Here is a 13,863-nt window from a genome sequence, read left to right on the forward strand (position 1 = left end):
CTAAACGGAAGTTTAGGTTAGACAGAAGACGGCGCTGCCATTGACAAGTGTGGTAACGAGCGTTACCGATCCAGGGAATCTATCGGGAGAAGAGGTTCGAAGCCTGTGGGTGCAGCAAAGACAGGACGGCCAAGTGGCCGCCGGCAAGCCCTTCTACAAGCGGCTGCCGAGGTTTTCTTCGAACAAGGGTTCGTAGCGACCAGCATTGGTGCGATCATCGAACGTGCCGGTGGCTCGAAGCGCAACATTTACAGTGAGTTCGGCAACAAGGAGGGCCTGTTCTCAGCCATCGTCACAAGCACCGCGGACAGGGCTTTGTCGACCTTGGCGATTGAGCAGATCGAGGGACGCGATCTGCAGGAGACGCTGACAGCGTTCGGTCGGCAGCTCATGGCCATTTACATGTCACCCACCTTGATTGGCGTTTATCGGATTGCTGTCACCGAGGCCAACCGCTTCCCTGATCTGGTGAAGTCGTTCTATGAACAAGGACCGGGCCGAGCCGCGTCCCAACTCGCAGAGGTGCTTGAAGGCGCCAAGGAACGAGGGGAAATCCGGGCGGATGATTGCCTGCGTGTTGCCGGGCATTTCGTCGGCATGATCCGCGACAACCTTCATCTGCAGGTCGTTCTCGGACTCCGCCCACCCCCGTCGGAGCAAGAGGTGCGAGAGGCGGTCGCTTCCGCCGTCGAGATCTTTTTGAACGGCGTTCGACCTCGCCGAGACAAATAGAATATTTTCCGATCTCGAGTGTTCCCTTAGCGGGACCTCCGATCCTGGGGTCTCCTGGGTCACCGATGCCCACAATTCATGCTGGCGCGAGCCGAGCCAAGCCATATGCGAAGTGGCATGGCCACATTCGGGTAGTTTAGGCAACATAATTTCAAAGGTCAGAGAGATGCGCTTCCGTGATGCGTCCAGGGTAGGAGCATGAGTTCGCCTGCCCAAAACATCGGAACAGGTGCTATATTCAGCACTGACAGGCCTCAGGCTTTCTTTGTTCGGCAGGAGCAGCCGATGACGAGAGCGTCTCACTCACCGACCGAAACTATCCCCGATGCCATGCGTGCGCTGCAAATTATCGAGTGCATGCCCGGCCACGCGTGGTCGGCTGACGCCACCGGAAGGTTCACTTACGTCAGTCCAAGTATCCTGGCGTTCCTTGGCAAGGCACCCGTCGACCTCAATCCTTCCGGGAATGAGGATGAGTTCGGCTGGCGTCGAGCCATCCATCCCGATGATTATGATCGTGTCGCCGCCCGGTGGCGGCATTGCCTTGAAACCGGCGATCCTTATGACGTCGAGCATCGCCTGAGGTGTGTCGATGGCGTCTATCGCTGGTTCCGAATCTCAGGACGCCCGTCCCGCGATAGCCAGGGGCGCATTACCCAATGGTACGGCACAACGATAGACATTGAGGACCAAAAGCGGGCCGAGGCGGCGTTGCGCGATCGGGAGCGGGAACTCTCCCAGCTCGTGGACATGGTTCCGAGCCATGTTTGGCGTCTCACACCTGACGGCGAGCCGACCTTCTTCAACAAGCGCATGGTGGATTATCTCGGTTTGGATGTGGCGGATACGGACAAGCCCGGTATGAGCCGACTGGAGGCGGTCATAGAGTGCGTCCATCCGGACGACGCGGCGGCGTTCAGGGACACTCTCCAGCGGTGCCTTGCCACGGGCGAGAGCTTTGCGTTGCGGTATCGCCTGCGCTGTGCCGATGGCATCTACCGCTGGATGTCGAGCCGCGCCGAGCCGCTGCGAGATCATGATGGCAATATCGTCCAGTGGTACGGGCTCTGTCATGACATCGACGATCAGATGCGTGCCGACGAGGCCTTGCGGCAAAGCGAGCAGCAGCTTCGGCAGATGATCGACGCCGTGCCGGTCCGCATCTGGAGCGCGACGCCCACGGGCGAGATCGTTCACTTCAACAAGCAGTACCGTGATCATTTTCGCTCCGTCATCGCGAATTTCGACGATTCCGTAGAGCCGCGCATCGAAACATTGCTACGAGAGCTGATTCATCCCGAAGATGCTCCCGAGGTGCAGCATACGTTATGGAACTGTTTCGAAACCGGCGGCGGGTGCGTGATGCGGTTTCGGTGGCGGGAGAAAGATGGCCTCTACCGGTGGGCGGAGTGCCGGGTCGCGCCTCGTCGTGATCAAGACGGAGCAATTGTGCAATGGTACGGAGTTTCTCTCAATGTCGACGATGAGATGCGAGCGCAGGAGGCGCTTCGGCGGAGCGAGCGGCAGCTTCAGCAGATGATCGACGCCGTGCCGGCTGTCATCTGGTGTACGACCCCGGAAGGGATCCCGTGCTATCTCAACAAGCGGGCGACGGATGTCATCGGCATCACGTTGAAGGATTTGATCGCGCCTGACGGCTCGCGGTACCTAACGGTCGTTCATCCGGAGGACCGGGACGTGGTGGATCAGGCGCTCGCACGTTCGATCGAGACGGGCACGTCCTTCGTGGGGAGATATCGCCAACGCCGATCCGACGGCCGTCATCGCTGGGTCGAGAGTCGTGCGGAACCGTTGCGTGACGACTCCGGCAAGATCGTCCAGTGGTACGGCGTGAGCGTCGACATCGACGACTTGGTGACCGCACAGGAGGCCTTGCGTGACCGGGAGCGGGAACTGTCTCAGCTCGTGGACATGGTCCCGGTCCACATCAGGCGTCTGACACCTGAAGGTGAGCCGACCTTCTTCAACAAGCGGTTGCTGGACTTCTTTGGTCTGGGGAGCCCGGCCCAATTGGACAAGCCCGGCATGAGCCGGCTGGCGGCCGCCATCAAGACCCTCGTCCATCCCGATGACTCAGACCGTCTGCTGGCGACCGTCCGCCACTCGGTGGCTACCGGCGAACCCTACTCCATGAAATACCGCATGCGTCGGGCGGACGGAGCGTACCGCTGGGTTGATGGCCGCGCGGAACCGCTGCGGGATCAAAGCGGGGCGATTGTGCAATGGTACGTGATTTCCATCGACATCGACGATGAGATGCGTGCGCAGGAAGCGCTGCGCGAGCGCGGGCAGGAGCTTTCGCAACTCGTGGATATGGTCCCGAGCCTGCTCTGGCGGCTATCCCCTGAGGGCGAGCCGACTTTCTTCAGCAAGCGGTTGATCGAATTCTGTGGCTTGGATGTCGGGGCCCTCCAGGGACCGGGCAAGAACCGACTGTTGGCTGCCATCGCGACCCTCTTCCATCCCGACGACCAAGCCAGGCTGGCGGAAGCGCTTACCCACTCCCTCGTCACCGGTGAGAGTTTTGCCCTGACCTATCGCCTGCGCCGGGCCGATGGGATTTACCGCTGGATGTCGGGCCGTGCCGAGCCGCTCCGGGATGAGAGCGGAGGCATCGTTCAGTGGTTTGGCCTCTCGCACGACATCGACGGTGAAGTTCGAGCGCAGGAAGAGTTGCGCCTGGCGCGGGAGAGCCTGGCCCGGGCAAGCCAGGCCGCAAGCCTTGCTGAGCTTTCGGCATCCATCGCACACGAGGTGAACCAACCCTTGGCGGCGATCGTCACCAACTCCAATGCCTGCCAGCGCTGGCTCTCGGCGACCCCTCCGAACCTCGAGCGCGCTCAGAAAACCGTGGAACGCATCATTCGTAATGCAAATGCCGCCGCCGACGTCGTGAGCCACATCCGCGCCCTGTTCAAGCACTCCGTGGAGAGCCGGACGAGCACGGCGCTCGGCAGCGTCATCGCCGAGGCACAGAACCTCATGGCCGAAGAGGCGGCCCGGCGCCGCATTCGCATGAATGTTGAGGTTGAAAGCGACCTTCCGCCTATCGCGCTCGATCGCGTCCAGGTTCAGCAGGTCCTCGTCAATCTCATCCGCAACGGCATGGAGGCGATGGACTCAGTCACAGGCAACAGAGTTCTCGGCATCCGTGTGCACCGATCGGACGATGTGGTTCAAATCGACATCAGTGATCGCGGCCCTGGTGTCGAGGATCCGGAGAGGATGTTCGAGCCCTTCTTCACGACGAAGGAACACGGCATGGGCATGGGGCTGGCAATCAGCCGATCGATTGTCGAGTCTCACGGCGGGCGGTTATGGGCCGAGAATAACGAGTCACAGGGGGCGACGTTCACCTTCACGCTGCCAGTTGAAGTAAAAAGTCACCATGACGCCCGGACGCCCGCATTGTCTCCGTCATAGGGAGCAAGCGCGTGGCCGGGCGGCGAGCGAAGTATGGAGACAACGGCGGTCACCATCTTTGGCCCTCGCTTCCCTTCCTCGTGGAACTCGGAGGCATTCCCATGAACACGCCCGACGTCAAAGCTGAACGCCCGCTGGTTCTCATCGTGGATGACGACGAGGAGGTCAGGACCGCGCTCCAGGAGCTCATGGAGTCCGTCGGCCTCGATGCGGTTGGTTTCGCGTCGCCTCGCGAATTGCTGGACTCTGAGCTTCCCGACCGCCCCGGCTGCCTGGTGCTCGACGTCCGTATGCCCGGGGCAAGCGGCCTCGATCTTCAGCAGCAACTGGCAGCGAAGGGCAACCTGAAGCCGATCATCTTTCTCACCGGCCATGGCGACATTCCGATGACGGTCCAGGCCATGAAGGCCGGAGCCATCGATTTCCTCACAAAGCCGGTCCGCGATCAGACCCTGCTTGATGCGGTAACACTTGCTATCGAACGGGATATCGCACAGATGGCGGATGCCCGTCGCGCCAGGAAACACCTTGACCGGTTTGCGACCCTGACCCTCCGTGAGCGGCAGGTCCTGCGCGAAGTGACGCGCGGCCGGCTCAACAAACAGATCGCTTTTGATCTCGGCATCAAGGAGATCACGGTCAAGCTTCATCGCGGCAATGTCATGCGCAAGATGCAGGCGGCGTCCGTCGGCGAGCTGATCCGCGCCTGGGAGACGCTGCCCGGCGACCTACGCGATAAGGCGTGAATCCTAGACCTCGGTATGGTTTCCAAGTGGAATGATTCAGCGCAGCCTTGCGAAGTCGGCCTGACAGGCCGCAGCAGCAAAGGTCACCCACTTGTTCAATCCGCCAGTCATCGCGGTCGTGGATGACGAGGAGGCCATCCGTGATGCCCTCTCCGATCTCCTTCTGGTTATGGGTTATTCCTGCCAAGCCTTCGACCGGGCCGAAGCCTTCCTGGCCGCCGATGCACCCAATCGCTTCGACTGTCTCATCACCGATATTCGAATGCCAGGCATGAACGGTCTGGAGTTGCTCCAGCATCTTAAAGCAGCCGGCTCGACCCTGCCGGTGATCATCGTGACCTCCATGAACGACCCCTTGGTTCGGAGCCGGGCACTCGAGAGCGGGGCGCACGCATATCTCACAAAGCCGGTTACCGACGACGTCCTCCTTGAGAGCCTCAAGACCGCGCTGCCGGGCAGGCAGATCCCAGGTGAAGATGAAGAAGGCCCGTCAGGCAGCTAGAAACCGGCAAGGTCCGGCGCCACCTCCAAGGCCGGACCTAAACCTCGGTATAGGCATCATAGACGTTCCGAGTGGTCATCTACGCCGCTGGCTCAATAGAAGGATCTCCGGGAGGCAGGCATGCTTCCAACACCTCCATAGATTCGGTCGCGGGTTCGGCGGTCAGCAGGAGACAACCATGAACTTGCACAACACCTCACAGCCCTCACTCAAGCACTGTGCCGACAAGGTGAACGCGAAGTACATCCACGGTAGACCGGAGCCCGAGTTGGTTCCGTCGCGCTACGCGCTAAAAGTCGGCGCGATTGACGTAATAGTGATCAGCGATGGGGTGCTATCGCTGCCCGGCGCAATGTTGGGGCACAATGTCGACCCGGCTGTCCGGTCGTCATGGCTGGAGGACAGGTTCCTGCCGCCGGACGTGCTCGAGTGGGCACTGAACGTGGTCGTGGTGCGGAGTGGTGGCCGGACCATCCTCATCGACGCCGGAATGGGTATGGAGTTTCCGGACTTGCCGCGGGCCGGGCGGTTGGTTCAGCGACTGGAGGCCGCCGGACTCGATCTGGCATCCGTGACCGACGTGGTGCTGACCCACCTCCATATGGACCACGTGGGCGGGCTGCTCGTCGACGGAGTGAGGGACCGGCTGCGTCCGGACCTGAGGATCCACGTGGCAGCCGCCGAGGCCAAGTTCTGGGAGGCGCCTGATTTCTCCCGTGTGTCCATGCCGCCGGGTTTCCCGGACGCGCTTCGGCGGACGGCCAAACGGTTCCTGAACGAGTACGACAGCCAGTTGAGGCCGTTCGAGCAGGAGTACGAGGTGGCCCCAGGGGTGATGGTCACTCGCACCGGCGGTCACACCCCCGGGCACAGCGTGGTCCGCCTAGCGTCCGGCGGCGACCGGCTGACGTTCGCCGGCGACGCCGTGTTCCAGGTCGGGTTCGACCATCCCGACTGGTACAACGGCTTCGAACACGACCCCGAGGAAGCGGCCCGCGTCCGGGTCCAACTCTTGCGGGAGCTGGCGGCGAAGCGCGAGTCGCTGGTGGCCACGCACCTGTCGTTCCCGTCCGTCTGCCATGTGGCGGTCGACGGCGACGTCTTCCGATGCGTACCGGCCCCCTGGGAGTACTGACCGCTTGTTACGTTAGGGCCGAACCAGACCGCCCGTATACGTTTGAATACTCGGTCGATCATCCTGCGCCCGCGCCGCACCGGCTTGTGCTCCGGCAGCATGCCGGTGTAGGGGCTCTGCTCGGGATCGATCCGGCCGACTTCTATTTCGCTGTCAATCGATGAGATGAGATATCTGACGAGGACGCCGTCAGCGAACGTCGAGATACATCTTTGGCGGTTTCTCTGTGAAGGATAACCGGCTGAGCGTTGAGCGATTCACCCATGTGCGACGCACCTTCAACTCTATTGGGCACGGGAGCGGACCGGTGCGACGGATCGAGTTCGAGACCTGTAATGCGGCAGCATCGAAGCCTCAGATCGTCCTGACAGGGAGTCCACTTCGGGCCCACGTTGCCAACTCAATTCATCCAGCGGATCTGAGGCAATTTCTATGCAACTCCCATGCTGTCACAGGTAAGACCTAAACTTCGGTATAGTCGTCGTAGACTTATCCAGAAGGTATCCAGGCCTTGGGATTAATAGCGAGATCTCCGCTGGGCATGCATGCTTCGAAGGCAATGACAGAGCCCATCACGGAGATAGTCTATGGACACAGCAACCTCAGAATATGCCAAAGCATCCCACTTGGAGTCTCATGTCCAGCGTTTGAACTATGCAGCGCAGTCACCTGAGCTCTTCAAAAAGCTCACCGACTTCTCAACTTCCATCAGGAAAGGCAGCATCGAGGCGTCGATTATTCACCTGGTTGAGATCCGCGCGTCTCAGCTCAACGGCTGCAGTTTCTGCCTCGACATGCATGTGAAGGAGGCAAAGATCCATGGTGAGCGCGAACTGCGGCTTCACCATATCGCAACGTGGCACGAGTCGCCGCTGTTCGAGCCGCGGGAACGCGCCGCCCTTGCCTGGACCGAAGTGCTGACACGGCTGCCCGAGGGCGGCGTGCCGGATGATCTCTATGAACGTGTTCGCGGCCACTTCTCCGAGAAGGAGTTATCCGACCTGACCTTTGTGGTGATGGCAATCAACGCCTGGAACCGGGCAGGGGTGGCCTTCCGGTCTGTACCGGGATCGGCCGACAAACTCTACGGGCTCGACAAGGCTGGTCTGAACTGAGCCGGGCCGTCTTAGCACACAAGCATCGACCCCCGAACGCCAGCAAGGCTCTATTACAGGAGATTGAACATGAAGATCGTCATCAATGGTGGAACCGGTCTGATCGGTTCGAGGACAGTCACCCGCTTGCGTGGTGCCGGGCACGACGTGGTTGCCGCGTCGCCCCAAAGCGGCATCAACTCGGTCACGGGCGAGGGCCTCGCCGAAGCGGTGAAGGGAGCCCAGGTCATCGTCGACCTGTCGAACTCGCCTTCCTGGGAGGATGCCGCCGTTCTCGAGTTCTTTCAGAAGTCAACTGGCAATCTCCTCGCCGCCGCAAAGGCGAACGGGGTCAAGCATTACGTGGCCTTGTCCGTCGTCGGAACGGAGCGGCTGCAGGCGAGCGGCTATTTCGTGGCCAAGCAGACACAGGAGACACTGATCAAAAACTCGGGTGTCCCCTACACCCTCGTCCATGCGACGCAGTTCTTCGACTTGCTGGGCTTCCTGGTCAACTCTTGGGCGCTCGGCGATAAGGTGGTTGTGCCCACGGCCCTGATCCAGCCGATCGCCCCGGATGACGTCGCCGACGTGATGGCGGAAGTGGCGTTGGCCTCGCCCCGCAACGGCATCCTTGAGATCTCTGGCCCGGAGCGGTTCCCCATACGCGATCTGGTGGCGAAGTATCTGGCTGCGACGGGGGACGCCCGGGCTGTCGAAGCCTCGGCCGATGTCCCCTATTCCGGGGCCAGGCTCGAAGAGGCCACGCTGGTTTCGGACAACAATCCACGCCTCGGCAAGATCGATTTCGATCAATGGTTCCAGTCCAGAGCTAAAGCTGCCTGAGTGGCTGCTGTCACCATCGGTCCAACTGAGATCAATCCAGAAAGGCATCCATGATGATCAAGGAACTCTGCAGCGCAGCCGTCGCGCTGCTCCTTATCGCCAGCACCGCCGGCGCTCACGACACCCGCTCGACCGGCGAGATTTCTAAGGTAACGCTCGTCTACGAGCATGAACTTCCGAACGTGCCAGGCAAGAGCATGAAGGGCGTTCTGGTCGAATACGGGCCTGGAGGCTATGACGAAGCCCATACGCATCCATCATCGGCCTTCATCTATGCGACGGTCCTCGAAGGAGCGATCCAAAGCCAGGTCAACGACGGACCGGTCAAGACCTACCGCACTGGCGAAAGCTTCTCGGAGTATCCGGGCGATCGCCACGCTGTGAGCAAAAACGTCAGCACGACGGAGCCTGCACGCCTGCTGGCCGTCTTCGTGGTCGACACCGCTGAGAAGGAACTGCTCTTCCCAATCAAGCCGGCCACGCGATAGGACGGCTATGGTCGTGTGAATGTGTCTGCAAACCAGAAGGAGGTAGACATGCATAACGATGACTGCTGCAAACCGCACCGGCGCTCATTTCTGGCAGCGATGGCCGGCATCACGGCGACGGGTTTGACGGCGACAGGATCAGGTGCTGCTGCCCAAACTGCAGCTCCCAACTTTTATGCTGATCCCGCCAACCCGGCTCTCCCGAAAGGGAGCATGAAGTTGGACGCGTCCAGGGCAGCCCTGGTCGTCGTTGATCCGCAGATCGACTTCATGAGCCCGCAAGGCAAAGCATGGCCGGTCGTGGGCGAAAGCGTCACCGAGCACAATGTCGTTCCGAATCTCGGTCGTTTGTTTGAAGCTGCGAAGACAGCCGGAATGGTTGTCGCGATCTCTCCCCACCACTACTATCCTTGGGATCACAATTGGAAAATCCAAGGTCCGCTTGAGGTCTTTCAACATCAGGTGGGAATCTTTGATCGGACAGGCCCCTACACGGTTGATGGCTTCCGCGGATCCGGCGCGGACTTCTTGCCGGAATTCAAGAAGTACATCGAGGATGGTCAGACGATCATTTGCTCGCCGCATAAATTGTATGGGCCGCAGGCCAACGACCTGCCCCTCCAGCTCCGCAAGCAGCGGGTCGATCAGATCGTTCTTGCCGGGATGCTTGCCAATATGTGCATTGAATCGCACTGCCGGGAGTTTCTGGAACAGGGCTTTGAGGTTGCTGTCGTCCGAGATGCCATAGCGGCACCGAAGTTTCCGGAAGGCGATGGCTATCTCGCGGCGCTCATCAATTTCCGCTATATGGCGAACGGCCTTTGGACAACGGACGAAACGGTCCAAATGCTTCAGAAGACCTGAGCCTAGATTACTGTGTGGATAGATGACCGTCAGACGTGCGGGCCATCAATCAAGAAAAAGCTCACAGATCAACGTCCTTTGTGACGTCAGTGCTTGCTGGGTCTGTCGCTCTAAAATTGTCTTATCAATGGAGCCGCAAATGGCTGCACCGGGAATGTGCAATCCTGCCTGCCGAGATGTGATCGGACTCGGCTTGAGTGCAGCGCTAGTCGCCTGCTTACCCGCCGTGCCCGCAGCCGCTCAGCCGGCGGGCCATGTCAACTTACCAAATGAAAGGGACAACAACATGAATATAATCACCACAAAGGACGGCACCCGGATCTTCTACAAGGACTGGGGGCCCAAAGACGCTCAGCCAATCGTGTTCCATCATGGCTGGCCATTGAGTGCCGACGACTGGGATAACCAGATGATGTTTTTCCTGGCGGAAGGATATCGCGTGATCGCCCACGACCGCCGGGGTCACGGGCGCTCGGACCAAACCGACGGCGGCAACGAGATGGACACCTATGCAGCCGATGTCACCGAGCTGGTCACGACGCTCGACCTCAGGAACGCAGTCCACATCGGCCACTCGACCGGTGGCGGCGAGGTCACCCGGTATGTGGCACGAGCGCGACCAGGACGCGTGGCCAAGGCCGTGTTGATCGACGCGGTCCCGCCGGTGATGGTCAAGAAGGATTCAAACCCTGGCGGGACGCCACTCGAGGTATTTGACGGATACCGTGCCGCCCTGGCCGCCAACCGCGCCCAACTTTACCTCGATATCCCGAGCGGCCCATTCTACGGCTTCAACCGGCCCGGCGCGAAGGTGTCGGAGGGACTGATCCGCAATTGGTGGCGGCAGGGCATGATGGGGAGCGTCAAGGCCGGGTATGAGTGCATCAAGGCCTTCTCCGAGACCGACTTCACCGAGGATCTGAAGACAATCGACGTGCCGGTGCTGGTGATCCACAGCGAAGACGACCAGATCGTGCCCTATGCCGATTCAGCGCCGCTGACCGTCAAGCTCCTGAAGAATGGCACGCTTAAAACCTACAAGGATCTGCCGCACGGCCTGTGCCAGACCCATCCCGAGATCGTGAATCCGGAGATCCTTGCCTTCATCAGGGCCTGAACGTCGGTCTCCACAGGTGCATCAAGGGTCGGCCGGAAATTCCGCCGACCCGCCGACGCCGGCAGAGGCGTCATGATCCATTCGCACTGCCGATCTGATAGGAAGGATATGACGATGCCTGGGACAGATAACAGAGTGGTCGCCGGTGTCTCGGTTCCGGACACTCCGATCGTTGATGCCGCTCTCGCGTACGCTCGGCAGCGATGCGAACCATACTTGTTCAATCATGTCGTTCGTTCCTGGCTGTTTGCCACCCGCCTCGGCCAGCTTCAGAACATCACGCATGACGCTGAGGTCGTTGCTGTCGGAACTTTGCTGCATGATATCACGCTCAATGAACGGTTTACCGGACCACGGCGCTTCGAGGTGGAAGCCGCCGATCTCGCCAGTAGCTTCGCAAGAGAAAGCGGCGTCGACGAACGCCGGGCCCAACTGATCTGGGATAGCGTCGCCCTCAACTCGACACCCTCGATCGGGCTCTACAAGGAGACAGAGGTCGCACTGTGTACCGCCGGCATCTGCCTGGATGTCATCGGCTTGCAGTATGATCGCATCCCATCCAAAGAGATCGACAAAATTGTCGCTGAATTCCCGAGGCTTGGCATGAAGAAGCGAATGGCAGGATGCTTCTGTCACATCGCGAAGGTAAAGCCCGAGTTGACCTACGATAACTTCGTTCGAGATTTCGGAGAGCGCTTTGTCGAAGGCTACAAGGCTCCTTCATCTGTCGATTTTGTAGCGGATGCCCCGTTTCCTGAGTGACGCAGAGATTATTGCTGCGACAGAAGCCTCCCCGTGAAGGCAAGGCGTAGAGTTTGCAGGGTGATCCAGCCGATGACCAGGTTGGCGCCGATGAAAAGCGGGATGGCCAAGCAGGCAATCGGCCCCGCCTGTCCCCGCTCGACGAAACGCAGGGCCGCAAGCGGCAGGGCGGAGACGCCGAAGGTGTAGGCCCAAGCCGCGGGCGAGAATGCCTGCTGTCGAAGCCAGGGCACAAGGCGCAGCATGACGAGGGCTTGGAGCAGCGCGTATCCGAACAGCATCTGGACGAAGCGGTCCGGCGGCCCCTCGGTCACGGCAAGGTATGCCACGGATCCGACGGCAGGGGTCGCGAGGTGCAGTCCCATCGTGGCCCGCAATGCTATCGGCAATGTATGGGTCATCAGGCGATGCAGCACGATCGATTCCAGCACGACGAGCGAGAGGAAGCCTGCCCCGAAGAACAGCAGCCCTGGCTCCGAGTAGCCGAAGGAACCGCATGCGATGGCGCTGACGAAGCATCCGCCGACCGTAGGCATGTACAGGGCCGGCGTGGTCGCCTCTGTCTGGCGTCCGCCCTGCCACAGCTCACCCACGACCCACGCGCTGTACAGGATCTGGCTCGCAACGCCCAGCACGAACATCGCCCAGGCGATGGCAGCGATGTACGGAGCGACCGCCGTGGAGGCGATCATGGTCGCCACGGGTATCAACGCAATGAAGAAGCCTTGGATGGGATGCCGGAGTTCGGCGGCGGCCTCCTCGCGGGACATGGCCCATTTCCATCCGTAGAGGACGATCCAGAGAAACCACACCGATCCTGCAGCTACGGAGAGAGCTTCTCCCGGAAAGGCAGGGGCATCCCAGACCCTCGCGGCCGTGCGCCATCCGTTGCCAAGGCCGCCTAGGCCGAGGACCATGCCGAAGAAGGTCGCCGGGACGACGGGCGACAGGAGATACGCCGATCGTGCTCGGTTGCGTTGTGTCGGATTCTGCATGGGTCGTCAGGTTAGCCAGAATCGGATGACGAGGCTGACCGCTCCCGTCGTGCCGACGCCGGCGGCCCAGAGGCCCACGAACCACAGCCAGCGGCGCACGGCGGAGCCCTGTTCGAGATCGTTGGTCATCAGTGGTATCCCTCGTGTCCGGTCTTGCCGCGGAACACCCAATACGAATACCCGGTGTAGGCGAGGATGATCGGGATTAGGACACTCGCACCGACCAGCATGAACTGGAGGCTGGAATGCGGCGCCGCGGCCTGGTGGATGGTGACGGCATTCGGCACCACGTATGGGAACATGCTGACACCCAACCCGAGGAGGCAAAGGGCGAACAGCGCCAGCGTCAGCAGGAACGGCCAGTACTCCCAGCGGCGCATCAGGCTCACCAGCAACATCCCGGAGCAGAGGCCGACGAGCAGCGGCACCTGGGCGGTGAACAAGACCTGAGGCCAGGCGAACCAGCGCTCGTAATAGGCGCCGCTGAGGAACGGCGTTGCTACGCTGACAAGGCCGATGCAGGCGATCAGTGCGATGGCGAGCTTGCCGGCGAGGCGGAAGCTGTGGTTCTGGACGGCACCTTCGGTCTTCATCACCAGCCAGGTCGCACCCAGCAGGGCATAGCCGACCACGAGGCTGACGCCGACCAGCAGGCTGAAGGGCGTGAGCCAGTCCCACCAGCCGCCGGCATAGGAGCGTCCCTCGACCACGATACCCTGAAGCAGGGCGCCGAGCGTGATGCCCTGCGCCAGCGTGGCGACGATTGAACCCGTGGTGAAGGCGAAGTCCCAGTAGCGACGGTGGCCCGGATCGCGCCAGCGGAACTCGAAGGCGACCCCGCGGAAGATCAGCGCCAGCACCATGGCGATGATCGGCGCGTAGAGGGCCGGCAGGATGATGGCATAAGCCAGCGGGAAGGCCGCCATGAGGCCGCCGCCGCCCAGCACCAGCCAGGTCTCGTTGCCATCCCAGACCGGGGCGACCGAGTTCATGGCGCTGTCGCGCTCCGGACCCGGCGCGAAGACAGGGAACAGGATGCCGATGCCGAGGTCGAAGCCGTCCATCACCACGTAGGCAAAGACGGCAACCGCGATGACGAAGGCCCAGAGGGTGGGGAGGTCGAGAAGGGTTGTCATGG

Annotated in this window: 14 protein-coding genes; 11 read left to right on the forward strand and 3 right to left on the reverse strand. The window is 61.1% G+C overall.

Annotated elements, in window-relative coordinates:
- Window positions 1-105: 105 nt before the first annotated feature.
- From DRB19_RS21140 to DRB19_RS21190, 11 genes are all read left to right on the forward strand, one after another.
- Entirely contained in the window at window positions 106-732 is a 627-nt protein-coding gene (locus DRB19_RS21140; protein ID WP_114188009.1) for a TetR/AcrR family transcriptional regulator, read from the forward strand.
- Window positions 733-1,017: 285 nt separating this feature from the next.
- Entirely contained in the window at window positions 1,018-4,176 is a 3,159-nt protein-coding gene (locus DRB19_RS21145) for a PAS domain-containing protein (RefSeq protein ID WP_114188010.1), read from the forward strand.
- Between the two features lie 101 nt (window positions 4,177-4,277).
- Window positions 4,278-4,922 (forward strand): response regulator transcription factor, encoded by a 645-nt coding sequence (locus DRB19_RS21150; RefSeq protein ID WP_114188040.1) that lies wholly within the window; start codon window positions 4,278-4,280, stop codon window positions 4,920-4,922.
- Window positions 4,923-5,013: 91 nt separating this feature from the next.
- On the forward strand, window positions 5,014-5,424 hold the full coding sequence (locus DRB19_RS21155; protein ID WP_210207506.1) for a response regulator transcription factor: 411 nt from the start codon (window positions 5,014-5,016) through the stop codon (window positions 5,422-5,424).
- 178 nt (window positions 5,425-5,602) lie between these two features.
- Window positions 5,603-6,559 (forward strand): MBL fold metallo-hydrolase, encoded by a 957-nt coding sequence (locus tag DRB19_RS21160; protein ID WP_114188011.1) that lies wholly within the window; start codon window positions 5,603-5,605, stop codon window positions 6,557-6,559.
- 587 nt (window positions 6,560-7,146) lie between these two features.
- Window positions 7,147-7,674, forward strand: a complete 528-nt coding sequence (locus tag DRB19_RS21165) for a carboxymuconolactone decarboxylase family protein (protein ID WP_114188012.1) — start codon at window positions 7,147-7,149, stop codon at window positions 7,672-7,674.
- A 69-nt stretch (window positions 7,675-7,743) separates the two neighbouring features.
- Window positions 7,744-8,499 carry an SDR family oxidoreductase gene (locus tag DRB19_RS21170; protein WP_114188013.1) on the forward strand — a complete coding sequence of 252 codons (756 nt, stop codon included), beginning with the start codon at window positions 7,744-7,746 and terminating at the stop codon, window positions 8,497-8,499.
- A 53-nt stretch (window positions 8,500-8,552) separates the two neighbouring features.
- Complete coding sequence (locus DRB19_RS21175) at window positions 8,553-8,987, forward strand: cupin domain-containing protein (RefSeq protein WP_114188042.1); 435 nt, start codon at window positions 8,553-8,555, stop codon at window positions 8,985-8,987.
- A gap of 48 nt (window positions 8,988-9,035) precedes the next feature.
- The gene (locus DRB19_RS21180) at window positions 9,036-9,851 is read left to right on the forward strand and encodes a cysteine hydrolase family protein (RefSeq protein WP_114188014.1); all 816 of its coding nucleotides are present in this window, start codon (window positions 9,036-9,038) and stop codon (window positions 9,849-9,851) included.
- Between the two features lie 286 nt (window positions 9,852-10,137).
- Entirely contained in the window at window positions 10,138-10,968 is an 831-nt protein-coding gene (locus tag DRB19_RS21185; RefSeq protein ID WP_114188015.1) for an alpha/beta fold hydrolase, read from the forward strand.
- A 114-nt stretch (window positions 10,969-11,082) separates the two neighbouring features.
- A complete protein-coding gene (locus DRB19_RS21190; protein WP_114188043.1) occupies window positions 11,083-11,730 on the forward strand; it encodes an HD domain-containing protein in 648 nt (215 codons plus the stop codon).
- 8 nt (window positions 11,731-11,738) lie between these two features.
- Here the strand turns inward: DRB19_RS21190 and tehA are convergent, their stop codons facing one another.
- From tehA to cydB, 3 genes are read right to left on the reverse strand one after another with little or no spacing between them, the layout of a single operon-like run.
- Window positions 11,739-12,725 carry a dicarboxylate transporter/tellurite-resistance protein TehA gene (tehA, locus tag DRB19_RS21195; protein ID WP_114188016.1) on the reverse strand — a complete coding sequence of 329 codons (987 nt, stop codon included), beginning with the start codon at window positions 12,723-12,725 and terminating at the stop codon, window positions 11,739-11,741.
- Between the two features lie 6 nt (window positions 12,726-12,731).
- Window positions 12,732-12,854: a DUF2474 domain-containing protein gene (locus tag DRB19_RS30810; protein ID WP_210207507.1), complete on the reverse strand. Its 123-nt coding sequence runs from the start codon at window positions 12,852-12,854 to the stop codon at window positions 12,732-12,734.
- Window positions 12,854-13,861 carry a cytochrome d ubiquinol oxidase subunit II gene (cydB, locus tag DRB19_RS21200; protein ID WP_114188017.1) on the reverse strand — a complete coding sequence of 336 codons (1,008 nt, stop codon included), beginning with the start codon at window positions 13,859-13,861 and terminating at the stop codon, window positions 12,854-12,856. The genes DRB19_RS30810 and cydB overlap by 1 nt, the downstream gene beginning before the upstream one ends.
- Window positions 13,862-13,863: the final 2 nt, after the last annotated feature.

This window comes from Microvirga aerophila, from assembly GCF_003332305.1.
GTDB lineage: Bacteria > Pseudomonadota > Alphaproteobacteria > Rhizobiales > Beijerinckiaceae > Microvirga > Microvirga aerophila.